We start from the raw sequence: 24,108 nt of genomic DNA, 5'->3' as shown, positions 1-24,108 counted from the left end.
GGCAGGCCCGGGCAGTCAGCCGCGGGCGAGCACCGCGACCAGGAAGTCCGAGTCGTCCGCGAACGGGCGCAGGTCCCAGGTCGAGAACCGGTGCTCGACCCGCAGGCCCGCGGCGGTCGCGTCCAGCGCGAGCTGCTCGGGGGTGTAGCCACGCCCGGCGCCGAAGCCGAGCACGATCCGCCCCTCGGGCACCAGGTGCGCCGCGATCCGGCGCAGCACCTCCGGCTCGGTGCCGGGTGCCACGAAGGTGATCACGTTGCCGGCGAGCACCGCGACGTCGAAGGGTTCGGTCACGCCCTCGGCGGGCAGGTCCAGCTCGGCGAGGTCGCCGACGCGCCAGTCCGAGCCGGGGTGATCGGCCCGCGCGGCGTCGATCAGCACCGGGTCCACGTCCACGCCGACCACGGTGTGCCCACGCGCGGCGAGCTCGCTGCCCACCCGGCCGGGGCCGCAGCCGCCGTCGAGCACCCGCGACCCGCGCGCGAGCATCGCGTCGATCATCCGCGCCTCGCCCGCGAGGTCCGCCCCGTCGGCGGCCATCGAGCGGAACCTCTCGACGTACCAGTGCGACCGGTCGGGGTTCTGCTGGCCGATCTGCTCCCACCGGGTCGGCTGGCGCATGGGGGTTCCTCCTCGCAGCGGCCCGTGCGATCGGGCCCCGGCGAGCGTACTCGTACGTCGTGCCCGGTCGGCGTCGGCCGGGCAGGGTGCGAAAACCTCACATCCGGTCCGGAGCGATGCGCGGACTCCCGTAACGTGCGCGATCTCAGATGCTACGAGGAGGTCGCATGTCGGACGGCGTCGAGGTCGATCCGCTGGTCACCGAGCGGGTGCGCGGGGCGCTGGACCGCGCGGCGGACCGGGTGGTGCTGAGCGCGCGCCTGGGTGCCGTCGAGCCCGGGAGCACGGCGGTGTCCAGCGCGCTGGAACCGTGGTTGGACTGGCTCGCCACCTCCTGCGGAGCCGGCGCGGGCGCGGTCCGGGACGCCGGTGAGGACGCGGCGCGCGCGGCCGGCACGTTCGTCGAGGCCGACCGGGCGCTGGCCCTGGGCGTCTCCGCGCACGGCATGCGGGCATCATGACCCGGTGGGACCGGGAGCACCCCGGGGCCGGCGACGTCGCCGGCCTGGACGTCCTCGCCACAGGCCTGACCGCGCACGCGGACACCCTGGCCGAGGTCACCGCCGAGGTCCGGGCGCTGGCCAGCGAGCTGACCGCGGCGTGGTCGGGTGAGGCCGCGACAGCGTGGGCCGACCGCACCGGCGTGGTCGCGGACCGGGTGGGAGCGCTGGAGCCGGAGATCGCCCCGGTGGCCGCCGCACTGACCAGCTACACGCGCGAGGTCACGGAGATCGGCACGCAGGCGCGCACCGCCGCCGGGTCCCGCGACGACGCCCGGGCGCGGTACTCCGCCGCACAGGTCGAGGCCGTCACCGCGGCCTTCGGCGACCCGTCCGCCGCGCAGGCCGCGCTCGCCCACCTCCGGGACGCGGGTGCTCAGGTCGTCGCCGCCGAGAACGCCCTGACCGACCTGAGCGACCGCCGACGCGAGGCCGACACCGCCCTGATCGGCGTGCTGCACGACCGCACCCCGCAGGCCTGGACCGACGGTGGTGCCCGGCTCGCCGGCCTCGACCCCCTCCGGCTGGCCCAGGGCACCGACCCGGTGGCTCTCGCGGTGTGGGCGGCCTCCCTCCCCGACACCCCCGAGGGCGACGCCGCCCTGCGCTGGCGCCTCGGCGACCTGTCCCCGAGCGCCCTCGACGACCTGCTCGCCGCCCACCCCCACCTCGCGACCCGGCTGATGCGCCCCGACCTCGACGCGCTCCGGGGAGCCTGCCCCGACCTCGCCGACGCGCTGACCTTCACCGATCCAGCGCGCCGCCTGAACGCCGTCGCCGCCGCGTTCGCCGCCCTGACCGCCGCCGAGCAGGCCCGGATCGCCCGGACCCACCCGTGGGCCGTGGGCAACATCGACGGTGCACCCCTGGCCGCGCGCGCCGCCGCCAACCGCATCGCGATCCGGGCCGCCATCCCCGACGCCGAGCGACGCATCGCGGAGATCGACCTGCGGATCGCCGAGAACGAGGCGCTGCTGGCCGGGATGGACGGCGGACCGCCCGGGGACGAGACGGACGGCGGGGCGCGCAGCCTGGTGCAGGACACCCTGGACCGGCTCCGCGCCGAGCGGCAGGTGCTGACCGACCGCATCCCGTGGTGCCAGGGGCTGCTCGCCGAGCCGGTCGGGGCGATCGACTCCAGGGAACCGAATCCCCCGGCGTGGCACCAGGTGGTGCTCTTCGACCCGGATGCCGGGCGGTTCGGCGAGGTGATCGGCTCCCTCGATGCCGCCAACCTCGCGGTTCTGGTCGGCGGCACCGGCACCAACCTCACGAACATGGACGGGCAGGCCGAGCGCGCGTGGAGCTTCGTCACCAGTGACAAGAGCGACCTTGCGGTGATCACCTACCTCGGCGGACCCATGCCGCAGGCGCTGGCCGCCGACGCACCGTTCCGGACCTTCGCCGACCGGCTCGCCCCCCACCTGGCCGGCTTCGCGAACGGCGTCCGCGCCGCGGGCGGAACGCCGCTCACCGTGGTCGGGCACTCCTACGGCGGGCTCGTGGTGGGCTGGGCGGAGGCGAACGGCATGGTGGTCGACCGGGTGCTGTACGTCGAGGCCTCCGGCTCCGCGGTCCGCGACAGCCATGAGTACACCGCACCGGAGACCCCGCGGTACTCGATGACCGCGCCCGGTGACCCGATCGAGGGGGTGCAGGCGCTGGGGGCGCACGGGCGCGACCCGGACGAGGTCACCGGCACCGTCCGGGTCGAGACCGGCCGGGTCTACGACGAGTCTGGTGCGCCCGTCGGGCTCGTGCAGGGTGCCGGCGCGCACGACGGTGTCTTCGCCCCCGACACCGATGCGTTCCGCAACATCCGCGCCATCATGACCGGCGAACGGATCTCGCTGTGGACCCCACCGGTGGACACCTGGGAGGTCACGCCGGGAGGTCGGCTGGTCCGCACCGGCCGCGACTACCCGATGGCCGACCCCGACTACGTCCCGCCGACCGAGGAGGTGCGATGAGACGCCCCGCCGCTGCCGTCGCGGCCGTGCTGCTGCTCGCGGGCTGCGCGAGCGGCCCCACCCAGCCCGCGCGCGTCGCGGCCGTCCGCCAGACCTGGACGGTGACCGCGTCCCTCGCCGGCGACATCCCGCCCCGGGTCCAGGACACCGTCATCGCCACCCACCCCGACCTCACGATCACCGGCGGCGAGCTCGTCCCCAGCCACAGCGGCTGGGACCCCTGCCACGACGAGCTCTACGACGACCACTGGGACGGCCCCGACGAGTCCTACTGGATCTACAACGTCGGCTACGACATCGAACCCCGCCAGGCCACCATCGACCTGATCGAACCCCTGCTCCAGTCCTACCTCGCCGACGGCTGGACCCTCTCGCGCGACTTCCGGGCCGACGACTCCGCTGCCGGCGTGAACCTGGTCAAGGACGACTGGACACTCCTGGTCAGGGCCGCGTCGCAGCACTGGGTCGACACCGTCCCGGACCACAACCTCTCCTACCTCGACGTCAGCGTCCTGTCCCCCTGCGCCCCCTCCCCCCGGCACATGACCGAGTGGGACCCCGAGCGCCCCCACGACTTCTCCTTCGTCACCCAGGACACCCCGCAGCCCACCTGGTGACCCGACCGAACCGCCCCGACCGGCCTACTCTCGACCCATGGCCCGGTACTTCGACGTGCACCCCCACGACCCGCAGGCCCGCTCGATCGGGCAGCTGGTGCAGCTGCTGCGGGACGACGCCCTGATCGCCTACCCGACGGACTCCGGCTACGCGCTGGGCTGCCTGGTGGGCAGCCAGACGGGCGCGCAGCGGATCCGCGAGATCCGGCACCTGGACGAGCGGCACCACTTCACGCTGATGTGCGCGGACTTCGCACAGCTCGGCCAGCTGGTGCACCTGGACAACGCGCCGTTCCGGGCGATCAAGGCGGCGACGCCGGGGCCGTACACGTTCATCCTGCCGGCCACCAAGGAGGTGCCCCGGCGCCTGGCGCACCCGAAGAAGAAGACCGTCGGCGTGCGGATCCCGGACAGCCGGGTGGTGCAGGCGCTGCTGCGCGAGCTCGGCGAGCCGCTGCTGTCGAGCACGCTGATCCTGCCGGGGAGCGAGACGCCGATGGTCGACGGCTGGACCGTGCAGGAGGAGCTCGGTCACGCCCTGGACGCCGTGGTGGACGCCGGGGAGTGCGGGGACGCGCCGACGACGGTGGTCGACTGGACGGACGGCTTCCCGGAGGTCGTGCGGGTGGGCGCCGGCGACCCGGACCGCTTCTGACCGGCGGGCCCGCCGTGACAGCCCCGACGCCGGACGACCCGGCCTACCCGCTGCTCGCCCGCGAGGCGCCCGACCTCGCGGCGATGGACGGCGCGCTGGTGGAGTGCCGGGCGTGCCCGCGCCTGGTGGCCTGGCGGGAGGAGGTCGCGACGGTGCGCCGGGCGGCGTTCCGCGACCAGACGTACTGGGGTCGGCCCGCGCCGGGTTTCGGTGATCCGCACGCGCGGATCATGCTCGTCGGGCTGGCCCCGGCGGCGCACGGGGCCAACCGCACCGGGCGGATGTTCACCGGTGATCCCTCGGGGGACTTCCTGTTCGCTGCCCTGCACCGCGCGGGGCTGGCGTCGCAGCCGACCTCGACGCACGTCGGTGACGGCCAGGTCCTCACCGGTCTGCGGATGACCGCCCCGGTCCACTGCGCGCCGCCGGCGAACAAGCCGACGCCGCAGGAGCGGCAACGCTGCGGGCCGTGGCTGTCCCGGGAGATCGCGCTGGTCGGCCCGCGGGTGGTCGTGGTGCTCGGGGGGTTCGGCTGGGACGCGCTGCTGCGCACGCTCGAGGAGCAGGGCTGGGACGTCCCCCGGCCGCGACCGCGGTTCGGCCACGGCGCCGAGGTGACGATCGAGCGGGCGGACGGCGCCTCGCTGGCCCTGCTCGGGTGCTTCCACGTCAGCCCGCACAACACCTACACGGGGCGGCTCACCCCGGCGATGATCGACGCGGTGCTGGCCCGCGCCCGGGTGCTCGCCGCGGGCTGAGCCACCCCCGAGTTGCCCCGGGGCCGCCCCGCGCCGCACAGTTGGCCGTCGACCTGCACACGCGTCCACCGCGCGCGCACAACGACGCCACAGGGCCGCCGCAGCCGCGGACCTAGGGTGTCGTGCGGACGACGGGGACATCGGGAGGATCGTGAGCACGGACGACGAGCTGGTCGAGATCTGGGGCGACCGGGTCTCGCTGCGCGACATGGTGGTCGCGCTGGCGGTCTGCGGCGCCGCCACGGTGGCCGCGGTGGTGCTCGGTCGCGCGGTCGACGGCTCGGAGTTCTTCTGGGGCCTCGGCGGCGCGGTGATCGGCTTCCTGCTCGCCGTGGTGCTGATCCGCCCCAAGCGGGACGTGCAGATCACCGACGACCTGCCGACCGTCCCCGCGGTGCCCGCGGCCGCGACGGTGGCGACCCCCGCCGACGACCCGGGGTCCGCGCTGACCTCGGATCCCCCGGAGGCACCGGCCCGCCCCGGCCGCACCTCCGCCTGAGACGGCCCGCGCGAGCCCCCGCCGCGCACCGCCGTCCCCCACCGAAAGACCTCCGTGGACCTCACCCTCCTGCTCCCGATGATCGGCGCCGCCCTCGCGGCGGTCGCGCTGTACACGCTCATCGGGTTCATCCCGGGCACCGACGAGACCTCCGTGCTGCTGCCGGTGACGCTCGCGCTGGTGCTCGGCGGCGTGGACCCGCAGGTGGTGCTGACGTTCTTCATCGCCGCCGTGGTCACGCTGAACCTCACCAACTCGATCCCGACGGCGCTGGTCGGCCTGCCCGGCGGCGTGCTGTCGGCGCCGATGATCGATCATGCGCTGACCCTCAAGCGCGAGGGCCTGGCGGCGCAGACGATCCGCAAGATGGCCGCCGGGTCGGTGATCGGCACGCTGGTGTCGGTGCCGCTGTCGCTGCTGATCGCCGGGGCCATCGCGCCCTGGGGCGCCCAATTGCGGGAGCACGGGTCGCTGCTGTTCGTCGGCGGGGCGGTGGTGCTGGCGCTGCTCGGCAAGAACCGGCTGCTGTCCCTGCTGGCGATCGTGCCGCTGGGGCTGCTGTTCCAGGGCGTGCAGGCGCTGTACCGGCAGACCGGGGTGATCGCCGAGGACGCCACGATCACGGTGTCGTTCTTCCTGTCGATCACCGCGGGCCCGCTGCTGATGAGCCTGCTCTCGCTGCTCAACCCGACGCTGCGCGCGGCGATGCCGCGGTTCGGGCGCACGCCGGTGCGGATCACCACCACGGAGATGAAGGGCGAGTCGCTCAACCCGCGTCGCATCCTCACCCGTGCCGAGCTGGGCGCCAGCGCGGCGGTGTCGGTGGCGTCGACCCCGCTGTTCTTCCTGTCGCCGGTGGCGCTCACGCTGCTGATGGGCGAGGCGTCGGGTGCGCGGGCGAAGGATCCCGGCGAGAGGTCGTCGCGGGCGATCACCTCGATGGCCGCCCTGGCGCACTCCACCTACCTGGCCGGGCTGATCATCCCGCTGCTGGCGATCGGGCTGCCGCTGTCCCCCGTCGCCGTCGGCCCGGCCAACGCGCTGTTCAACGCGCCGCCGGTGCTCAGCCTCGACCACAACCTGCACCACCTGCTGTCGACGGGGCAGTTCGTGGTCGCGGTGCTGATCGGAACCGTGATCGCGCTGGTGCTCTCCTACGTGCTGGCGGTCCGCTACTCCTTCCGGCTGACCGCGATCGTCACCCGCCACGTGCCGCACGAGGCGGTCCTCGCACTGTTCCTGGTCTTCGTCCTGCTGCTCGCGTACCTGGACGCCGGACTGATCAACGTCTTCGCCGTGCTGCTGGTCGGGCTGACCTGCGGCACCCTGAACCGGTTGGGCGTCAACTACGGGGTGCAGTTCATGTCGCTGTACGCGGCCCCGTGGTTCGTCCTCCACCTGATGTAAGAGGAGCCATGATCAGCACCCCGCAGAAGGACGTCGGCACCGGGTCCACCCGCGCCAAGGCGATCCTGGTCGGCGAGCACGCCGTCGTGTACGGCGAGCCTGCTATCGCGCTGCCACTGGCCAGCCTGCCGATGCGCGCCACCGTGCGCCGCGAGACCGGTCCGCTCGGCGTCGAGTCGGTGCTGTACTCCGGCACCCTCGCCGACGCCCCGGAGGAGCTGTCGGCGCCGCGCGCCGCGATCGAGGCCACCCTCGACCACCTCGGCCTGCCGCACCGCGACCTGGTGCTGTCCACCGAGTCCACGATCCCCGCCGCCCGCGGCCTGGGGTCGAGCGCCGCCACCGCCGGTGCGCTGGCCCTGGCGCTGGCCGACCTGGCCGGGGTGACGCTGACCGCGCAGGAGCACTTCGACCTGGTGCAGGTCGGCGAGCGCGTCGCGCACGGCAGCCCGAGCGGCCTGGACGCGCGCACCACCGCCTCCACCGAGCCGGTCTGGTTCCAGGGCGGCGAGACCCGGTCCCTCGACCTGCGGCTCCAGGCGCACCTGGTGATCGCGGACACCGGCGTGCACGGGCGCACCCGGCTGGCCGTCGCCGAGGTGCGGGCGTTCCGCGAGCGCCACCCTGCACGCGGTGCCCAGCTGATCACGGAGCTGGGGCAGATCACCCGGGACACCGTCGACGACCTCGCGCTGGACCGCCCGGTGGCGCTCGGCGAGCGGATGACCCGCGCGCACCACGCGCTGGCGGAGCTGGGTGTCTCCTCGCCGGAGCTCGACACCCTGGTCGCCGCGGCGCTGGACGCGGGGGCCCTCGGCGCGAAACTGACCGGCGGCGGGCAGGGCGGCTGCCTGCTGGCGCTCGCGGCTGACGCCGCCTCCGCTGGTACGATCGCCGCTGCCCTGCGCCGCGCCGGGGCCCCACGCACCTGGTTGCACCGGACCGACGCGCGGCAACTGTCGACCCCCTCCCAGGTGCCTCTCGGATGACCCGCTCCGCGACCGCAGTCGCGCACGCCAACATCGCGCTCGCCAAGTACTGGGGCAAGCGTGACGAGGTGCTCGCGCTCCCCGCGACCTCCAGCCTCTCGCTGACGCTGGACGCGTTCCGCACCACCACCACGGTCACCGTCGGCGACCTCGCCCCGGGCAGCGCCGACACCGGCAGCCTGGACGGCGCCCCGATGACCGGCGACGCGCTGGGTCGGGTGCAGCGGTTCCTCGACCTGGTCCGCGGCCTCGCCGGCTCGGACCTCCCGGCGTCGGTGGTCTCCACGGCGACCGTGCCCACCGGCGCGGGCCTGGCCTCCTCCGCCTCCGGCTTCGCCGCGCTGGCCGGGGCCGCCACCGCCGCCTACGGCCTGGACCTCGACCCCCGCGCGCTGTCGCGGCTGGCCCGGCGCGGCTCCGGGTCGGCGTCCCGCTCGGTGTTCGGCGGCCTCGTCGTGTGGCACGCCGGCACCGACGACCTCACCTCCTACGCCGAGCCGGTGCCCGGCGGCGAGGTCGGCGGCCCGCTCGACCCCGCGATGGCCGTGGTCGTGCTCGACTCCGGCGTGAAGTCGGTGTCCAGCCGGGTCGCCATGAAGCGCACGGTGGAGACCTCGCCGTTCTTCGCCGGCTGGGTGGAGTCCACCGAGCAGGACGTCGCCACGATGCTCGACCTGATCGCCGCCGGCGACCTGCCCGCCGTGGGCGCGCTCGCCGAGTCCAACGCCTTGCGGATGCACGCCACGATGCTCGGCGCCCGCCCGCCGGTGCGGTACTGGACCGGGCACACCATGACCGTGCTGGACGAGGTGCAGGCGCTGCGCGCCGACGGGCTGCCGTGCTGGGCGACCATGGACGCCGGGCCCAACGTCAAGGTGCTGTGCGCCGGGCGCGACCTGGACGCCGTCGCCGCCGCGCTCGCCGGTGGCCCCGACGGGCTGGCCGGACGCCGGGTGGTCACCGCCCGACCGGGGCCTGACCTGCGGGTGGAGGTGGCGGCATGATCGAGGCCACCGCCCCGGGCAAGCTGTTCGTCGCCGGCGAGTACGCCGTGGTCGAGGCCGGCTACCCCGCCGTGCTCGTCGCCGTGGACCGGCACGTCACCGTCCGGCTGTCCCCCGCCGAGGGGGCCGGATCGATCACCTCCGACCAGTACGGCCGGCTGCCGGTGGTCTGGCGCCGCGACGGCGACCGCGTGGTGATCGACCACGACAGCCGCCCCTTCGACTACGTGCTCGCCGCGATCGACGTGGTGGAGCGCTACGCCGTCGAGCAGGGCCGCACGCTGGCGTTCTCCGACCTGACGATCACCAGCGAATTGGACGACCACTCCGGGCGCAAGTTCGGGCTGGGCTCCTCCGCGGCGGTCACCGCCGCGACCGTGCGGGCGCTGGACGCGTTCTACGACCTGCGGCTGCCGACCATGAGCCTGCTCCGGCTGGCCCTGATCGCCACCGTCTCGGTGAACCCGATGGGCTCGGGCGGCGACGTCGCGGCCTCGCTGTACGGCGGGTGGATCAAGTACACGGCGCTCGACCGCGACTGGCTGCGCGCCGCGCTGTCCGACTGCCGCGAGGGCGGCGCCTCGACGCTGACCGCGCTGCTCGCCGCCGACTGGCCGGGCCTCGCGGTGCGCCGGCTGCCCGCCCCGGCGAGCATGCACCTGGTGGTCGGCTGGACCGGCGTGCCCGCCTCGACCATGCGGCTCGTGGAGGCCATGCAGTCCCGCAAGGGCGCCGACGAGAGCCACTACCCCGACTTCCTCGCCGCCTCGCGGGAGTGCGTGGACGCCTTCGCCGACGCGATCGAGCGCGACGACGCCCCCGCCGCCAAGGAGCACCTGCGCCGGGCGCGCCGGCTGCTCACCGCCCTGGCCGAGGCCGCCGGCGTGCACGTCGAGACCCCCGCGCTGCGCACCCTGGTCGAGTCGGCCGAGCTGGTCGGCGCCGCCGCGAAGTCCTCCGGGGCCGGTGGTGGGGACTGCGGGATCGTGCTCGTGGACACCGGCACCGACCTGGAGCCGATGCTGCGCGAGTGGGAGCTGTCGGACGTGCGGCACCTGTCGCTGCGGGTGCAGCCGCCGCAGGGCGATGCCCGGGACGACGGGACCGGCGATGGCCGCTGAGACCACGCCCGGGCCCCGGCTGACCCCCGACCCCGCCGCCGCCGCGCAGGACGCCCGGCGCAAGGACGACCACGTCCGGCTGGCCGCCGCCCAGCACGGCGAGCCCCGCCCGCACGACTTCGACCACGTGCGCCCGATGAACCACCCGCTGGCCGCCGGGGACCGCGCCGCCGTCGACCTCGCCGTGCACGGCCGGGTGCTCGACTGGCCGGTGCCGCTCTACATCAACGGCATGACCGGCGGCTCCGAGCACACCGCCACGATCAACCGCGCGCTGGCCGTCGCCGCCCGCGAGACCGGCGTGCCGATCGCGTCGGGCTCCACCGGGATCATCCACCGCGACCCCGCCGCCATCCCGTCCTTCCGGGTGCTGCGCGACCTCAACCCCGACGGCTTCGTGCTGGCCAACGTCAACGCGAACGTCAGCCCCGCGCAGGCCCGCCGCTCGGTGGAGATCCTCGGCGCCGACGCCCTCCAGGTCCACGTGAACCCCGCGCAGGAGATCGTGATGCCCGAGGGCGACCGCGACTTCACGCGCTGGGCCGACGGCGTCGCCGCGATCGTCGCCGGTGCGGGGGTGCCCGTGGTGGTCAAGGAGGTCGGCGCCGGCATGAGCCGCGGCACCGTCGCCATGCTGCGCGACCTCGGGGTGGCCGCCGTGGACGTCTCCGGGCGCGGCGGCACCGACTTCGCCGCGATCGAGGCTGCCCGCCGCGACGACGGCGCCTTCGACTACCTGGCCGGCTGGGGGCAGTCCGCCGTCGAGGGCCTGCTGGACGCCTCGACCGTGGACGGCGTCGACCTGCTCGCCTCCGGCGGCGTGCGGCACCCGCTCGACGTGGTCCGCGCGCTCGCGCTCGGCGCCACCGCCGTCGGCGTCGCGGGCGGGTTCCTGCGGCTGCTGCTGGACGAGGGCGAGTCCGCGCTGGTCGCCCGGATCGAGTCCTGGCTGGGGCAGATCGGCGACCTGATGACCCTGCTCGGCGCACGCACGCCCGCCGACCTGCGCCGCACCGACCTGCTGATCACCGGGCCGGTCCGCGAGTTCTGCGACCTGCGTGGGATCGACGCCGCCGCGTACGCCCGCCGCTCCGGGCTGTAGACACCCGCGCGACACACGACGGCGTTACGCTCCGATCCCCCGGCGGAACCTCGTCGGGCACCGATCCGCCAGGAGCACCGCATGCCCGCCAAGCCGCCTGCCACGCCGCCCGCAGCACCCGTCGAGATGCCGCCGCGCACCCCGCTGCGCACCGTCGTGCTCGCGCTCGGCATGCCCGCGGTCTCCGTGATCGCCGTGGCGCTCGCCGCGCTGGTGCTGCTGCTCGCCGGGCAGGGCCTCGACGCCGACACCACCGCCGGGACCGCCGCGCTCTGGCTGGTCGTCGCGATCGCGCTGGCCGTCGCCGCGTGGGCGGTCGGTGCCGTGTGGCTGGTCCGCCGGCTGTTCCCCGCCGGCGCCCGTGCCGACACCGGCCTGATGGTCGCCGCCGTGGGGGCCGGTGCCACCATGCTCGCGCTGTTCGCCCCGGGTGCCGGGCTGCCGTCCGCCGTGGTCGTCGTGCTGCTGGTGCTGCCGCAGGTGCTGATGGCCGGCGTGATGCTCGCCCGCGACGCCGGGCTGCGGCGCACGGGGGTCGTCCGCTGACCCGGGCGGACCGGGCGAGGTCAGGCGGGTCGGGTCGAGGGAGAAAACCGCAGGTCCGTCCGGTCCGAGGGGTCGCGGGTCGCTACGCTGCCAGCCCGCACGTCCGGCCGCAGCAGGGGGTCCCACCGATGTCGATGATCGAGCACGGCAGCCCGCCGCTGCCACGCCGCCCCGCGGGGTCCTCCGATGCCGGCGGGGCAGGGGCCGCCGGCAGCCTCCCGCGGCGCAGCATCGGCCGTGACCTCGCCCTCGTCCTCGCCCTGCCGGGCGTGTCGGTGGGCGCGACCGGCTGCTTCCTGCTCGGTCTGACCGCCGACACGGGCGCGCGCACCAGCAGCGGTGACGTGGACATCGATGCTGCTCTGGGCGTGCTCGGCGTCTCGGCCGTGGCCGGTGTCGTGGTGTGGGCGATCGGGACCTGGCTGGCGATCCGGGCGCTGTTCCCCGTCGGCACGCGGGCCGACACGCTGGGTGCCGTGGTGGTGGCCGGCCTGCTCGCGACGATCGTGCTGGTGCCGGCCGGCCTGACCGCCGTCGGCCCGGACTGGTTGAAGATCGGCGCGATCCTGCTGCCGCAACCGATCATGAGCGCCGTGATGCTCTTCCGGGACCGCAGGCTGCGCCGCCCCCGCTCCCGGGACGCCTGGTAGCGCCGGACGGGGGTCGTCCGCCGCTGCACGGGGCGGGGGTCAGGAGTCCTCGCGCAGGCAGAGGTAGCCGCCCTCGTCGGCCTCCACGTACATCACCGAGTCCCACCCGCAGTCCTCGACCACGTCCACGACCGACGTCCCGGCGTACTCGTGCGTCGTGCCGCAGTCGACCGGCTTCAGCATGTCGGACGTGAGGGACTCGCGGGTCCAGCAGGAGCCGACTCCGGTCGAGGCGTGCGGCATGACGCTGCCCGGCACCGCGTGCGCGACGATCCCGACCACCACCAACGCCACGCACCCCGTGAGGGCACCGACGGCTCCCGTCCAGCCGAGCGGCGAGTACGCGGGGGCGCCGTCGTCGCGCGCGGCGCGGTAGCCGTTCCACGCCCGCACCATGAACCCGAGGCCGACCAGCAGCCCGCCCGTCCAGATGACCCCGCCCTCGTCACCCGCCGACGCGATGAACGTCGCGGCGCAGATCACGAAGAGCAGCACACCGATCCAGAACCGACGGGCGGCGGCCCGCCGATCGTTCAGGGCGTCCGGCCCCGGCACCTCGGGGCGTGCGGGCACCACGTTCGCCCGGGGCGGCACCGGCTCGCGCGGTTCCCGACCGGTCACCACGTTCGCCTTCGGGAAGCCGGACGGGGCGGACGTGCCCGAGGGTGTCCAGGTCGGACCTCCGACCATGCCGGGTGTCCCCGGCCCCGCCTCCGGTGCCAGGACCGACGGGACGTCCTCCACCCAGAGCCGCCACCCCGCGGGCACCGGCGGCAGATCCGGTCCCGGCTGCCACCCCGGCGGCGGGGTCCAGCCGGCGGGCGGGGCGGGCCAGGTCGGCGGTGGGTTGAAGCGCACAGGTGCCCCCGGACGTCGTGGTCGCGCCCACCCGCGCGCGGGGCGCCTCGACACCGGGCGCGCAGGATGTTTGCACAGGTGAGGAGGTGCACGGGGCCGTTCGGCGGGGAGTCACCCGTCCGGACGCCGACCGTGCTCAGCCCTCGCCGAGGGCCGCGCGGTCCACCAGGGTCGCGAGCTGCACGCGGTTCTCCAGCCCGAGCTTGGTCATCGCCCGGTTGAGGTGCGTCTTGACGGTGGCCTCGCTGACGAAGGAGCGCGCGGCGATGGCCGAGTTCGACAGCCCGGCCGCCGCAGCGGTCGCGACCTCGATCTCCCGCTCGGTCAGCACCTCCAGCCGGCGTCGAGCGTCGGCACGGCGCTGACCGTCCCCTTCCCGGGTGACGTGGTCGAGCACCGCGCGGGAGGCCCGGTCGGACAGGCGGGCGCCACCGTCGGCGACGGCCCGGACGGCGTCGGCGATCTCGGCCGGGGCGGCGTCCTTCGCCAGGTAGCCGCGGGCGCCGGCGTGCAGCGCGGCGAGCACGACGTCCTGCGCGTCGAAGGAGGTCAGCACCACGACAGCGGGCGGCTCGGGCTCGCGCTGGAGCGCGGCGGTGGCCTCGACGCCGGACATCCGCGCCATCCGCAGGTCCATCAGCACGACGTCCGGGCGGTGCGCCTGCACCGCGGGGACCACCTCGTCGCCGTCCGAGACCTGACCGACGACCTCCAGCCCCTGCTGCTCCAGGATCGTGGTGAGCAGGGTGCGCACCAGCGCGTCGTCGTCGACGACCAGGACCCGGATCACCCCTCGATCGTAGGACCACCCTGCGCCGGCCAGGGGAGATGGGCGACGACCTGCCAGGTGCCGCCGTCCCGGCCCGCCTCGACGGTGCCGCCCACGGTGGCCGCGCGCTCCCGCATCCCGACGATCCCGGTGCCCGACCCGGGCACGCCCGCCGCGTCCGCGGCCTCGGCGGCGAGGGCGTTCCGGACCCGCAGGTGCACGCCGTCGCCGGGGGCCGCTCGCACGTCCAGGTCCACCCGGGCGTACGGGGCGTGCTTGAGGGCGTTGGTCAGCGCCTCCTGCACGATCCGGTAGACCGCCCGGGTCAGCGTGGCGGGTGCGGCGGCGCCGTCGGTGACGAAGACCGTCGCCGCGATGTCCGCGCCGCCGTCCCGTGCGGTGGCGACCAGCTCGGGCAGGTCGGCCAGCGTGCGCCCCGGCATCGGCCCCGGGGTCAGCGGCACCTGCGCGTCGCGCAGCACGGCGATCAGGTCGCGCATCTCCTCCAGCGCCTGGTGGGCCGAGGCACGCATGGACCGTGCGGCGTCCTGCACCCCGTCGTCACCCGCGCTGACCTCCAGCGCGGAGGCGCGCAGCGAGACCACCGACAGGTGGTGCGCGACGGTGTCGTGCAGCTCGCGGGCGATCAGGTCGCGCTCGTCCTGCCGAGTCAGCTCGGTGGTGAGCTCGGCGCGCAGGACGGCCACCTGCTGCGCCTGCTCCCGCTCGGAGCGGGTGGCGGCGGCGGCGGCCTCACGGCTGCGTCGCACCAGACCCCAGGCGACCGACACCGCCAGCAGCACCGCACCCACGATCACGAAACCCTGCACGCCCATGTTCAGCGTCTCCCCGGTGGCCTTGTCCAGCGTGGAGAACAGCGCGTGGTCCGGCCGGCGCGCCGCGTCCCGCCACTGCGAGGCGGTGACCGCGAGCGCTGCCAGCGCCCCGCACGCCCACGCGACCCGGGGCGGGCGCCGGGCGATCACCCAGGGCAGCGCGATCAGCACCGCCAGGGCGTCGATCGGCAGCAGCACCGCCGCCAGGCCCGTGACCAGCACGCTCAGCACCGGTCGGCTGCGGCGCAGCGACACCGTGGCACCGGCGGGCACCGCGACCAGCCAGGCCAGCATGTAGCCGGGCGGGATCGTGCCGTCCGGCGCACCGGAGGCGTCCGAGGCGGCGGCCAGCGCGGCGGTCATCGAGAACAGGCAGACCACCTGGATCCACGCCTCGAGCAGCCAGCGGCGGACCGGCTGCTGCCACCAGCGCGGCGGGCCGGCAGGCACGGGCGCGGCGGTGCCCGGCGGGACGGGGTAGGCGGGGTACGTCGGGTACGGCGCGGGGGCGGCGGCCGGCGGGTACGCGCCGTACGGCACCGGCGACGCGGACGGGGCCTGCGCGGGCGCGGGGTAGGTGGGGTACGCCGTCGGCGGCATCGGGTGCACGGCGCGACCCGGCACCGGGTACGCGCCGGGGCCCGGCACGGGCTGCGCGGTCGGGCCGGGGGCCGGGTACCCGGGCTGCGCGATGTACCCGGGCGGGACCGGCTGCGGGTACCCCTGCGGGGCCGGCGCGGGCGTCGGCGGGGCGGGGTAGGGGTCGCGTGCGGGCGGCGAGCCGGGCACGGCGCTGCCGTCGTCCGGCTGCCGCGGGTCCGGCGGCCTCCAGGGCGGCGGTACGTCTGGCATGGCCCCGAACGTAGCGCGGTGCGGGGCGGCGGACGTCCACCGGTCGGGCGGTGCACGTGCCCATGAGGTCAACCGATCGGCCAGCACGGTCGAGCCGGACCGCCGACGCGACGGCAGGGGCCCGACCAGCAGGCTCGTCACAGCGTCCGACGAGCGGCGCACCCCCGGCGCCACCGGCGCCCGAGCAGGAGGCCCATGATGTCCAGCATCCCCCCGTCCCCGCAGCCCGTCCTCGGTCAGCCGGCGGCCCCGGAGGCCGGTCCGCAGCGGTCGTGGTTCGCCCGCCACAAGGTGCTGACCGCGCTCGGCGTGGTCGTCGTCCTCGGCATCGGTGCCGCCGCCCTCGGCGGTGGTGGCGACGACGACAGCACGGCCGAGGCCCCGGTCGTCGAGCAGACCACCGGTGGTGACGAGCCCGCCGCGGAGGAGCCCGCCGCGGAGGAGCCGGTCGCCGAGGAGCCCGCGCCCGCCGGCATCGGCACCCCGGTCACCGACGCCGGCTTCGAGTTCGTCGTCACCGGCGTCGAGCCCGGGGTGGCCCGGGTGGGCAGCGACCTGCTGGGCCAGGACGCCCAGGGGCAGTTCGTGCTCGTGCACCTGACCGCCACCAACGTCGGCACCGAAGGCGCCTACGTCTACTCCGACCCGCAGAAGGCCACCGATGCCCAGGGCCGCGAGTTCACCGCGGACATCGTCGCGTCCGCGTACGTCGCGACCGACCCCACGGTGTTCGCCAGCCAGGTCAACCCGGGCAACCAGGTCACGCTGACCCTGGTGTACGACATCCCCGCCGACACCGCCCTGACGGCGATCACCCTGCACGGCGGGATCTTCTCCGACGGGGTCACCGTCACGCTCGGCTGAGCGTGTCCGCAGGTCGGACGCCGGGCGCGGGACCTCACCCGCTCCCGGCGTCCCGGACGTCTCGATCCCGGCCGGTATCAGCCGATAGAAGGCATCGGGGTGAGGACATGAACGAGGCAGGACAGGGTGCCGAGGACCGCACGGCACGGCGTCCCCGACGGGAGCGTGCCCGACGCGGCGACGCCGCCACGGACACGTGGCTGGACGCCTGGTTCGGCGTACCCACGAGCCGCCCCGGCGACCCCCTCGACGCCCTGGACGAGGAGATCGTCCTGCTCGGCACCGCCGACACCCTGCGCGCCGTCGCGGCCCACGGGTGGACCGTGCTGCCCGACCTGCACCGCCCCGGACGCACCCGCGCCACCATCGAGCACGTGGCGGTCGGCGCGGGCGGCGTGGTCGTGATCGAGACCCTGCGCTGGGACGGCGAGGTGCAGGTGGTCGACGCGACCCTGCGCCACCGCGGCTACGGCCGCACCCCCGACGTCGCCGCGGTCGCCGACACCGCCGGCGCCGTGACCGCGCTGCTCGCCCCCAGCCACCGCCGCGCCGTGCACGCCGTGGTCTGCCTGGCCCGGCAGGACCTCGAGCCGGTCGCCGTCTGCGGCGGTGCCGTCGCCGTCGGCCTGGCGCAGCTGCCCCCGTACCTGCTCACGCTGCCGCCGGTGCTCGCCCCGGCCGACGTGCCGCTGGTGGTCGACTACCTGACCGCCGAGCTCGCCGGGACCACCAGCCCCGAGCAGCTCACCGTGGACGACGTCTTCCGCCCGCGCGTGGTCTGGGACGCCCCCGACGTGCCGCGCCCGCACCCCCGCCCGTCCCGTCCGGCCACCCGCGAGCCCTGGCCCGAGGACCGGCTGGGCGAGTGGCCGGTCGCGGACTCCGGCGACGACACGATCGCCCGGCTGACCGCGCACGAGCGCGCCGTCGGCAGCACCGCGGACGCGCCGACCCCGGAGGACGCCCCGGTGCCCCCCGCCCGTCGGCGCGGCCTGGCCCGTCGGCGCCGGCCCGACGAGGCCCCCGGCGACGCGCTGCTGCGCTCGGCGATGGTGGTGCTCGGGCTGCTGACGGCGGGGAACCTCGTGCTGGCCTGGCTGTCTGCGGCGCACTGACGGGACTGGGCCGCGACCTCAGGGTCCGAGCAGCGCCGCCGGGACCACCGCGACGCCGTCCGGGCGCCGGTAGGCGTCACGCCCGGTCGTCACGACCACCGCGTCGACCAGGTCGGGGCCGATCCGGTCGCGCAGCCAGGTCAGGTGCCGGACGTCGGCGTCGGAGACGCTGCGCGCGAGCTTCACCTCGATCGCGAGCACCCGTCCGTCCGGACGCCGCACGATCAGGTCGACCTCGTGGTCGCCGTTCCGGGTGCGCAGGTGGTGCACGCTCGCGTCGGAGAGCTGGGCGTACACCTGCACGCTCAGCGCCACCAGGTGCTCGAAGAGCGCGCCGAGCAGGGTGCCGCGGCCCAGCGTCCGCGCCGATCCGGCGCTCCCGACGAGCAGCGCGTCGGCGTCGACACCGAGCAGCCGCGCTGCCAGCGCGGGGTCGGCGAGCTGATGCTTGGGCGAGCGCCCCAGCCGGCTCAGGTCATTCGTCCCCGGCATCCAGGCATCGAGGGAGTCGATCAGCCACAGGCTCGACAGCACGTCGCGGTACGCCGTCGTGGTCGTGCGGGCCGGCTTGTCGGGCTCCCCGGGTGTCGCGGCGTCGAGGATCGCGCTGTAGCTCGCCGTCGTGCTGGTCGCGGCGGCGAACGCCCGCAGCCACGCCCGGAGGGTCTCCGGACGGCGGACCGGCAGGCCCTGCTCGGGGAACTCGCGCTCGACCACGGCCTCCAGGTACGCGTCGAGCCGCAGCCCTCGGACGCGGGGCGAGGAGCCACGGATCCCCGGGAACCCGGATGCGACGATCTCCTCGACGTACCTCGGCAGGTCGACGTCGGTCGCGCCCTCGGGTCGAGCCCGTCCGGCGAGCAGGTCGGCGAGCGAGACCGTCGGCGATCCGGTCCCACGCTCGGCGAGACTCAGCGGTCGCATCCGGAGCGCGACGATCCGCCCCGCTCCGGAGTGCACCGCTGCCCCGACCGGCGCGGCGGACCCGGTGAGCAGGTAGCGGCCCGGCGTGCCTCGGTCGTCGACGTCGTGCCGCACCAGGTCCCACACCTCGGGCAACCGCTGCCACTCGTCGATCAGGACCGGGCCGTCGAGCCGCGACACCACCGCGGGGTCGGCCGCGAGCAGCTCACGGTCCTGCGCACCGTCGAGCGCGAGCACGGATCGGGCGCGCTGCTTCGCCGTGGCGGTCTTGCCCACGCCCTTGGGGCCCTGGAGCACCATCGCCGGCAGCTCGGGCTGGAGCTCGTCGAGCAGGTCGTCGGTCACCCGACGTCGATACTGGTCCACGGCCCTAGACTACAGATCGCCGGTGTTCTACGCTACAAATCGCCGATGTTCTACGCTACAGATCGCCGATGCCACGCACGCCCGTGGCGCCCGGGGGCCGAGCCCGCAGGATCCGGCGGGGCGCTCCTGAGGGGCCCGCCGGACGCTACGGAGGCGTGGCACCGGGCTACGGAGATCCGGCCCGCCCGGTACGCAGTTCTGCTCTGTCCCGGACGAGGTCCCGGGTCGCGTCCTGAGCCTCGGGGCGACGGTACGGGGGTGCACCACGGCGGTGCGCCACGTACCCCCGGGAGAGCAGATGGCGATCACCGCCACCGGTGAGAAGAAGGCCTCCGACCTCAGCACGTTCCGACGCTGGTTCGTGCTGGTGCTGGTGAGCGTCGGCAGCTCGACCATCTACGGCCCCGCCTACCTGAAGAACGCGTTCTACGACGCGCAGAAGACCGCCCTGGGCCTGACGAACAGCCAGATCGGCGCGCTGCTGTCCGCCTACGCGATCACGGCGACGATCTGCTACCTGCCGTCCGGCCTGGTCGCCGACCGCATGCGGATGCGCACCCTGTCGGCGACCGGCTTCCTGCTGACCGCGGGGCTCACCTTCTGGTACGCGATGCTGCCGTCCTTCGGGACCCTGCTGGTGATCTTCATCGGCATGGGCGTCACGACGATCCTGCTGTGGTGGGGCTGCCGCTACAAGCTGGTGCGGCTGATCTCCACCGAGGACGGCTACTCCCGCAACATCGGGATCTCCTACGGGTTCTACGGCGCCGCCGGGTTCCTGGTCGGCCTGGTCGGCACGGCGATCATCGCGCGGATGGGCGACGGCTCCCCGGACGCGTTCCGCGGGTTCCTGCTGTTCTACGCGGCGCTGATCCTGGTGCTCGGCGTGCTGTCGCTGGTGATGATCCCGCGCTTCGAAGGCGAGGTCGGCAGCGTCCGCAGCGTCCGGCAGGTGCTGGTGGACAGCGGCCGGGCGATCGGCAACCCGGTGGTGCTGATCACCGCGGTCACGGTGTTCTTCGTCTACTTCTTCTACACCGGGGTCAACTACGCGACGACGTACCTGACATACCTCGGCGCCGACGGCACGTTCAACAACGTCACCAGCGTGCTGCGCCAGTACGGCGTCACCCTGCTCGCCGGACCGGTGTTCGGGATGCTCGCCCACAAGGCCGGGCGGCCGTCCCGGGTGATCTGGATCGGCGCGGTGGTCGCCGCCGTCGGCATCGCCGCCCTCGCGCTCGTGCCGGTGCCGGACGCGCTGCCCGCCGGCACGGGGCTGCTGGTCGCCATCGCCGCGATCGGCGTCGGCCTCGGCTTCATCTCCAACGGCGTGTTCGGCATCGTGTCCGGGCAGCTGACCGAGGGCAAGGTCCCGCTGGCCGCCTTCGGCGCCGCCACCGGCGTGGTGTCCCTGGTCGGGTTCCTGCCGGACACCTTCCAGAGCACCTGGTTCGGCGCGATCCTCGACCGGGCCACCGACGCCGGCGACGAGGGCACGGCCTACCCGACGATCTTCTGGGTGCTGGTCGCCAGCGCCGTGGTCGCCGCGGGCTGCGCGCTCGGGCTCGCCTGGTACGTCCGCACCTTCCGGACCCGGATCGACGCCGCCTACGCCGCCGCCGAGCGCGCCGCGGCGCAGGGCACCACCGACGAGGAGCCGGTGCCCGCGTGAGCCCGGTGGACGTGGCGGCCCGCCTCACCGGCCCGATGCGCGAGGCGCTGGCGGTCTCCGAGCGGATCGGGCACGGGCTGGCGCCGACCACCGACCTGATCGAGACCCGTCGGCGGTACGCCGCCGAGCGGGCGTACTGGAACGAGGGCGGCCCGGCGGTCCACCGCACCCGGGACACGACCGTCGCAGGCCCGGACGGCCCGGTGCCGGTGCGCTGGTACCACCCGACCGAGATCGACGCGGCGCTGCCGGTGATCGTCTTCGCCCACGGCGGCGGCTTCGTGCTCGGAGGCCTGGGCACGCACGACCGGATCGTGCGCACCCTGGCGGACCTCACCGGATCGGTGGTCGTCGCGGTCGACTACGCGCTGTCGCCCGAGGCCCGGTTCCCCCGCGCCGTCCTGGAGTGCACGGCGGTCGCCCGGGTCGCTGCCGAGCACGCGTGCTCCGCCGGGGTCACCGGCGCACCGGTCGCCCTCGCCGGCGACTCCGCGGGCGCGAACCTGGCGCTGGCCACCGCGCTCCGCCTGCGCGACCACGACGGTCCGGCCGTCGCCTCGCTGCTGCTCTGGTACGGGCTGTACGGGCTGACCGACTCCGCCTCGCGCCGGCTGCTCGGCGGCCCGTGGGACGGCCTGTCGGCCGCCGACCTGCGCGGCTACCTGGAGGCGTACACCACCTCCCCCGCGGACCTGGCCAGCCCGTACCTCGACTGCCTGTCCGCCGACCTGACCCACGGGCTGCCGCCGACCTACCTGCTGAGCTGCCTGCTCGACCCGCTGCACGACGACTCGACCGCGCTGGCCGGGCTGCTGGCGGCGGCCAGGGTCCCGCACCGGCACGACGAGGTGGACAGCGTGCTGCACGGCTTCCTGCACCTGTCCCGGTCGGTGCCCGAGGCGATGGACGCCCTGCGCGCCGGTGCCGCCTTCCACCGGGACGTGACCGCCTCCTGATCCCCCGGGGCGACGACGACCGTCGCCGCCCGCCCGCGCAGAACCGAAAGGCCCGAGATGGACTTCTCCCTCACCGACGACCAGCAGCTGATGGTCCAGGCCGTCCGCGAGCTGATGACCCGCGAGCCCTGGGAGCCGTACTTCGCCGCCTGCGACGAGAGGCACGAGTACCCCGAGCGCTGGGTGGCCGCCCTGGCCGAGATCGGCGTCGACACGCTGCTGCTGCCCGAGTCGCACGGCGGCATGGACGCCGGCTGGACCACGGTCGCTGCCGTCTGGGAGGAGCTGGGCCGGCTCGGCGGGCCGACCTACGTGCTGTACCAGCTGCCGACGCTGGGCGGGGTGATCGAGCACGGCACCGCCGAGCAGCAGGAGAAGATCCTCGGCCTGGTCGGCACCGGCAAGCAGATCTGGAACTTCGCGATGACCGAGCCGGGCGCCGGTTCCTCCTTCGCCGCGATGTCGACCACCTACACGCGCCGCGACGGGAAGATCTACCTCAACGGGCACAAGACGTTCATCACCTCCAGCGCGCAGGTGCCGTACCTCGTGGTGATGGCCCGCGACGCCGAGGACATGGACCGGTACTCCGAGCTGTTCGTCGACATGACGCTGCCGGGCATCTCCAAGGAGCCGCTGGACAAGCTCGGCCTGCGGATGGACTCCTGCTGCGAGATCTACTTCGACGACGTCGAGCTGCGCGAGGAGGACCTGTTCGGGCCCGAGGGCCAGGGCTTCGCGCGCACCGTGACCGACTTCGACCTGGAGCGGTTCCTGGTGGCGGCCTGCGACTACGGCTGGGCGCTGTGCGCGTTCGAGGACGCCGCCCGCTACGCCAACCAGCGCGTGCAGGGCGGTGAGGCCATCGCCCGCTACCAGCTGATCCAGGACAAGTTCGCGTCGATGAAGATCGCGCTCACGAACATGCGGAACATGGTCTTCGAGACCGCGTGGAAGGCCGACAACGGGCTGCTCGGCAAGGGCGACGCCTCGATGGCGAAGCTGTACTGCACGCGGGCCGCGGCCGAGGTCGTGGACGACGCGATCCAGGTGCTCGGCGGGATCGGCGTGACCGGTGCGCACCGGGTGGCCCGGTTCTGGCGCGACCTGCGCGTGGAGCGGATCTCCGGCGGCACCGACGAGATGATGGTGCTCACCACCGCCCGCGCGGCGCTCAAGGAGTACCGGTGACCGCGCCGACGTCGCCGGTGCCCGGTTTCGGGGTGCTGGACGGTGTGAAGGTCGTCTACGCCGCCGTCGAGATCGCCGCGCCCTCCGCCGCCGCCGTGATGGCCGAGTGGGGCGCCGACGTGGTGTGGATCGAGAACACCCGCACCGGCGACTCGATGCGCGACACCACCTTCGTCAAGGAGATGGAGCGCCGCAACCAGCGCTCGATCGCGATGAACCCGTTCACCGACGAGGGCCGCGAGGTGCTGTTCTCGCTGGTCAAGGACGCGGACATCTTCATCGAGTCGTCGAAGGGCCCCACCTGGGCCAAGCGGGGGATCACCGACGAGGTGCTGTGGGAGCACAACCCGCGCCTGGTGATCGTGCACGTGTCCGGCTTCGGCCAGTGGGGCGTGGAGGCCCGGGTGAACCGCGCCGCCTACGACCTCACCGTGCAGGCGTACAGCGGCTACCTGGCGCAGAACGGCACCCCCGAGCAGCCGATGGCCGCCGTGCCGTACGTCGGCGACTACTTCACCTCGTTGATGGTCACCTCCTCGGCGCTCGCTGCGCTGCACAAGGCCCGGGCCAGCGGTCAGGGCGAGAGCGTCGACGTCGCGATGTACGAGGTGCTGATGCGGGTCGGCGGGTACTACCTGGTCGACCACCTCAACGCCGGGATCTCCTACCCGCGGCCCGGCGCCCGGCACCCGAACCTGTGCGCGATCGGCGAGTACCGCACCGCCGACGGGTTCATCGGTCTGTGCTGCTACGGCGTGAAGCAGAACAGGTACCTGCTCGAGCGGATCGGCCTGGGCGACCTCTGGGGCACCGAGGACTACCCGGAGGACACCAGCGCCCTGTGGCTGGACGGTCCGCAGGCGGCGCTGATCGAGCAGCGGCTCGAGGAGTTCTGCCTGACGCAGCAGGCCCGCGTGCTGGAGGACGAGCTGTCCGCCGTCGGGATCGCCGCGAACGCGGTGCTCGAGTTCGACGAGCTGCTCGCGGAGGAGCACGTCGCGCAGCGGGAGGCGATCGTCGAGTGGGAGACCCTCGACGGCACCCCGGTCAAGGGCGTCGGCATCGTGCCGAAGTTCGTCCGCCACCCCGGGCGGATCTGGCGGCCGATGCCGTCGCTCGGCATGGACACCGAGGCGGTGCTCGGCGAGGCCGGCTGGACGCCGGAGCAGATCGCCGACCTGGAGCGCAACGGGACGGTCCGCCGGGGCTGACCGGCCGGGTGGCGCGCGTCGGACCCGGCGCGCGCCACCCGCAGACGCGAGA

The 24,108-nt window shown here is 74.7% G+C and carries 24 protein-coding genes; 19 read left to right on the top strand and 5 right to left on the bottom strand.

The window, feature by feature from the left end; genetic code table 11:
- Window positions 1-15: 15 nt before the first annotated feature.
- Window positions 16-621, bottom strand: a complete 606-nt coding sequence (locus tag ACZ5HG_RS01030; RefSeq protein ID WP_464179785.1) for a class I SAM-dependent methyltransferase — start codon at window positions 619-621, stop codon at window positions 16-18.
- 167 nt (window positions 622-788) lie between these two features.
- Here ACZ5HG_RS01030 and ACZ5HG_RS01025 point away from each other — a divergent pair, with 167 nt between their 5' ends.
- From ACZ5HG_RS01025 to ACZ5HG_RS00965, 13 genes are all read left to right on the top strand, one after another.
- Window positions 789-1,082, top strand: coding sequence for a hypothetical protein (locus tag ACZ5HG_RS01025; protein ID WP_464179782.1), 294 nt, complete (start codon window positions 789-791; stop codon window positions 1,080-1,082).
- On the top strand, window positions 1,079-3,091 hold the full coding sequence (locus tag ACZ5HG_RS01020) for an alpha/beta hydrolase (RefSeq protein ID WP_464179780.1): 2,013 nt from the start codon (window positions 1,079-1,081) through the stop codon (window positions 3,089-3,091). The genes ACZ5HG_RS01025 and ACZ5HG_RS01020 overlap by 4 nt, the downstream gene beginning before the upstream one ends.
- The gene (locus ACZ5HG_RS01015) at window positions 3,088-3,708 is read left to right on the top strand and encodes a hypothetical protein (protein ID WP_464179777.1); all 621 of its coding nucleotides are present in this window, start codon (window positions 3,088-3,090) and stop codon (window positions 3,706-3,708) included. The genes ACZ5HG_RS01020 and ACZ5HG_RS01015 overlap by 4 nt, the downstream gene beginning before the upstream one ends.
- A 37-nt stretch (window positions 3,709-3,745) precedes the next feature.
- Window positions 3,746-4,363: an L-threonylcarbamoyladenylate synthase gene (locus ACZ5HG_RS01010; RefSeq protein WP_464179775.1), complete on the top strand. Its 618-nt coding sequence runs from the start codon at window positions 3,746-3,748 to the stop codon at window positions 4,361-4,363.
- Between the two features lie 14 nt (window positions 4,364-4,377).
- Window positions 4,378-5,121, top strand: a complete 744-nt coding sequence (locus tag ACZ5HG_RS01005; RefSeq protein ID WP_464179772.1) for a uracil-DNA glycosylase — start codon at window positions 4,378-4,380, stop codon at window positions 5,119-5,121.
- Window positions 5,122-5,272: 151 nt separating this feature from the next.
- Window positions 5,273-5,620, top strand: coding sequence for a hypothetical protein (locus tag ACZ5HG_RS01000; protein WP_464179770.1), 348 nt, complete (start codon window positions 5,273-5,275; stop codon window positions 5,618-5,620).
- A 54-nt stretch (window positions 5,621-5,674) separates the two neighbouring features.
- Window positions 5,675-7,027, top strand: a complete 1,353-nt coding sequence (locus ACZ5HG_RS00995; RefSeq protein WP_464179768.1) for a tripartite tricarboxylate transporter permease — start codon at window positions 5,675-5,677, stop codon at window positions 7,025-7,027.
- Between the two features lie 8 nt (window positions 7,028-7,035).
- Entirely contained in the window at window positions 7,036-8,016 is a 981-nt protein-coding gene (mvk, locus tag ACZ5HG_RS00990) for a mevalonate kinase (protein WP_464179766.1), read from the top strand.
- The gene (gene mvaD, locus ACZ5HG_RS00985) at window positions 8,013-9,020 is read left to right on the top strand and encodes a diphosphomevalonate decarboxylase (protein ID WP_464179764.1); all 1,008 of its coding nucleotides are present in this window, start codon (window positions 8,013-8,015) and stop codon (window positions 9,018-9,020) included. Before mvk ends, mvaD begins: the two co-directional genes overlap by 4 nt.
- A complete protein-coding gene (locus ACZ5HG_RS00980; protein WP_464179762.1) occupies window positions 9,017-10,141 on the top strand; it encodes a phosphomevalonate kinase in 1,125 nt (374 codons plus the stop codon). Before mvaD ends, ACZ5HG_RS00980 begins: the two co-directional genes overlap by 4 nt.
- Window positions 10,131-11,243 (top strand): type 2 isopentenyl-diphosphate Delta-isomerase, encoded by a 1,113-nt coding sequence (gene fni / locus ACZ5HG_RS00975; protein ID WP_464179759.1) that lies wholly within the window; start codon window positions 10,131-10,133, stop codon window positions 11,241-11,243. Before ACZ5HG_RS00980 ends, fni begins: the two co-directional genes overlap by 11 nt.
- 81 nt (window positions 11,244-11,324) lie before the next feature.
- A complete protein-coding gene (locus ACZ5HG_RS00970; RefSeq protein ID WP_464179757.1) occupies window positions 11,325-11,789 on the top strand; it encodes a hypothetical protein in 465 nt (154 codons plus the stop codon).
- Between the two features lie 128 nt (window positions 11,790-11,917).
- Window positions 11,918-12,439 carry a hypothetical protein gene (locus tag ACZ5HG_RS00965; protein WP_464179755.1) on the top strand — a complete coding sequence of 174 codons (522 nt, stop codon included), beginning with the start codon at window positions 11,918-11,920 and terminating at the stop codon, window positions 12,437-12,439.
- A 39-nt stretch (window positions 12,440-12,478) separates the two neighbouring features.
- On the opposite strand, the gene ACZ5HG_RS00960 is transcribed toward ACZ5HG_RS00965, so the two are convergent.
- The 3 genes from ACZ5HG_RS00960 to ACZ5HG_RS00950 form a co-directional block, all read right to left on the bottom strand.
- Window positions 12,479-13,129, bottom strand: a complete 651-nt coding sequence (locus tag ACZ5HG_RS00960; protein ID WP_464179753.1) for a hypothetical protein — start codon at window positions 13,127-13,129, stop codon at window positions 12,479-12,481.
- 304 nt (window positions 13,130-13,433) lie between these two features.
- A complete protein-coding gene (locus ACZ5HG_RS00955; protein ID WP_464179750.1) occupies window positions 13,434-14,087 on the bottom strand; it encodes a response regulator transcription factor in 654 nt (217 codons plus the stop codon).
- Window positions 14,084-15,754: a sensor histidine kinase gene (locus tag ACZ5HG_RS00950; RefSeq protein ID WP_464179748.1), complete on the bottom strand. Its 1,671-nt coding sequence runs from the start codon at window positions 15,752-15,754 to the stop codon at window positions 14,084-14,086. The genes ACZ5HG_RS00955 and ACZ5HG_RS00950 overlap by 4 nt, the downstream gene beginning before the upstream one ends.
- A 198-nt stretch (window positions 15,755-15,952) precedes the next feature.
- On the opposite strand from ACZ5HG_RS00950, the gene ACZ5HG_RS00945 reads away from it, so the two are divergent.
- Together ACZ5HG_RS00945 and ACZ5HG_RS00940 are read left to right on the top strand one after the other, a co-directional pair.
- Window positions 15,953-16,618, top strand: coding sequence for a DUF4352 domain-containing protein (locus ACZ5HG_RS00945; RefSeq protein WP_464179746.1), 666 nt, complete (start codon window positions 15,953-15,955; stop codon window positions 16,616-16,618).
- Between the two features lie 107 nt (window positions 16,619-16,725).
- Window positions 16,726-17,733 carry an NERD domain-containing protein gene (locus ACZ5HG_RS00940; protein WP_464179743.1) on the top strand — a complete coding sequence of 336 codons (1,008 nt, stop codon included), beginning with the start codon at window positions 16,726-16,728 and terminating at the stop codon, window positions 17,731-17,733.
- A gap of 18 nt (window positions 17,734-17,751) precedes the next feature.
- Here ACZ5HG_RS00940 and ACZ5HG_RS00935 read toward each other — a convergent pair whose 3' ends face one another.
- The gene (locus ACZ5HG_RS00935) at window positions 17,752-19,023 is read right to left on the bottom strand and encodes an ATP-binding protein (protein WP_464179741.1); all 1,272 of its coding nucleotides are present in this window, start codon (window positions 19,021-19,023) and stop codon (window positions 17,752-17,754) included.
- 298 nt (window positions 19,024-19,321) lie between these two features.
- Here ACZ5HG_RS00935 and ACZ5HG_RS00930 point away from each other — a divergent pair, with 298 nt between their 5' ends.
- The 4 genes from ACZ5HG_RS00930 to caiB are packed head-to-tail and all read left to right on the top strand — an operon-like array spanning window position 19,322 to window position 24,056.
- Entirely contained in the window at window positions 19,322-20,698 is a 1,377-nt protein-coding gene (locus tag ACZ5HG_RS00930; RefSeq protein WP_464179739.1) for an MFS transporter, read from the top strand.
- Window positions 20,695-21,654 (top strand): alpha/beta hydrolase fold domain-containing protein, encoded by a 960-nt coding sequence (locus tag ACZ5HG_RS00925; RefSeq protein ID WP_464179737.1) that lies wholly within the window; start codon window positions 20,695-20,697, stop codon window positions 21,652-21,654. Before ACZ5HG_RS00930 ends, ACZ5HG_RS00925 begins: the two co-directional genes overlap by 4 nt.
- A gap of 57 nt (window positions 21,655-21,711) precedes the next feature.
- Window positions 21,712-22,845 (top strand): crotonobetainyl-CoA dehydrogenase, encoded by a 1,134-nt coding sequence (caiA, locus tag ACZ5HG_RS00920; protein WP_464179735.1) that lies wholly within the window; start codon window positions 21,712-21,714, stop codon window positions 22,843-22,845.
- Window positions 22,842-24,056, top strand: a complete 1,215-nt coding sequence (caiB, locus tag ACZ5HG_RS00915; RefSeq protein ID WP_464179733.1) for an L-carnitine CoA-transferase — start codon at window positions 22,842-22,844, stop codon at window positions 24,054-24,056. Before caiA ends, caiB begins: the two co-directional genes overlap by 4 nt.
- The last annotated feature ends 52 nt before the right edge of the window (window positions 24,057-24,108 follow it).

Source organism: Cellulomonas sp. GTC20042 (assembly GCF_055389595.1).
Note: the sequence above shows the minus strand (reverse complement) of the source record. Positions and strands in the feature narration are given on the sequence as shown.

Coding starts and splice junctions, on each gene's coding strand:
- ACZ5HG_RS00970 (WP_464179757.1), top strand. CDS start 11,325: ATGCCCGCCAAGCCGCCTGCCACGCCGCCCGCAGCACCCGTCGAGATG.
- fni (WP_464179759.1), top strand. CDS start 10,131: ATGGCCGCTGAGACCACGCCCGGGCCCCGGCTGACCCCCGACCCCGCC.
- ACZ5HG_RS00945 (WP_464179746.1), top strand. CDS start 15,953: ATGTCCAGCATCCCCCCGTCCCCGCAGCCCGTCCTCGGTCAGCCGGCG.
- ACZ5HG_RS01020 (WP_464179780.1), top strand. CDS start 1,079: ATGACCCGGTGGGACCGGGAGCACCCCGGGGCCGGCGACGTCGCCGGC.
- caiA (WP_464179735.1), top strand. CDS start 21,712: ATGGACTTCTCCCTCACCGACGACCAGCAGCTGATGGTCCAGGCCGTC.
- mvaD (WP_464179764.1), top strand. CDS start 8,013: ATGACCCGCTCCGCGACCGCAGTCGCGCACGCCAACATCGCGCTCGCC.
- ACZ5HG_RS01025 (WP_464179782.1), top strand. CDS start 789: ATGTCGGACGGCGTCGAGGTCGATCCGCTGGTCACCGAGCGGGTGCGC.
- ACZ5HG_RS01015 (WP_464179777.1), top strand. CDS start 3,088: ATGAGACGCCCCGCCGCTGCCGTCGCGGCCGTGCTGCTGCTCGCGGGC.
- mvk (WP_464179766.1), top strand. CDS start 7,036: ATGATCAGCACCCCGCAGAAGGACGTCGGCACCGGGTCCACCCGCGCC.
- ACZ5HG_RS01030 (WP_464179785.1), bottom strand. CDS start 621: ATGCGCCAGCCGACCCGGTGGGAGCAGATCGGCCAGCAGAACCCCGAC.
- ACZ5HG_RS00980 (WP_464179762.1), top strand. CDS start 9,017: ATGATCGAGGCCACCGCCCCGGGCAAGCTGTTCGTCGCCGGCGAGTAC.
- ACZ5HG_RS00950 (WP_464179748.1), bottom strand. CDS start 15,754: ATGCCAGACGTACCGCCGCCCTGGAGGCCGCCGGACCCGCGGCAGCCG.
- ACZ5HG_RS00930 (WP_464179739.1), top strand. CDS start 19,322: ATGGCGATCACCGCCACCGGTGAGAAGAAGGCCTCCGACCTCAGCACG.
- ACZ5HG_RS00965 (WP_464179755.1), top strand. CDS start 11,918: ATGTCGATGATCGAGCACGGCAGCCCGCCGCTGCCACGCCGCCCCGCG.
- ACZ5HG_RS00960 (WP_464179753.1), bottom strand. CDS start 13,129: ATGGTCGGAGGTCCGACCTGGACACCCTCGGGCACGTCCGCCCCGTCC.
- ACZ5HG_RS00940 (WP_464179743.1), top strand. CDS start 16,726: ATGAACGAGGCAGGACAGGGTGCCGAGGACCGCACGGCACGGCGTCCC.
- ACZ5HG_RS01010 (WP_464179775.1), top strand. CDS start 3,746: ATGGCCCGGTACTTCGACGTGCACCCCCACGACCCGCAGGCCCGCTCG.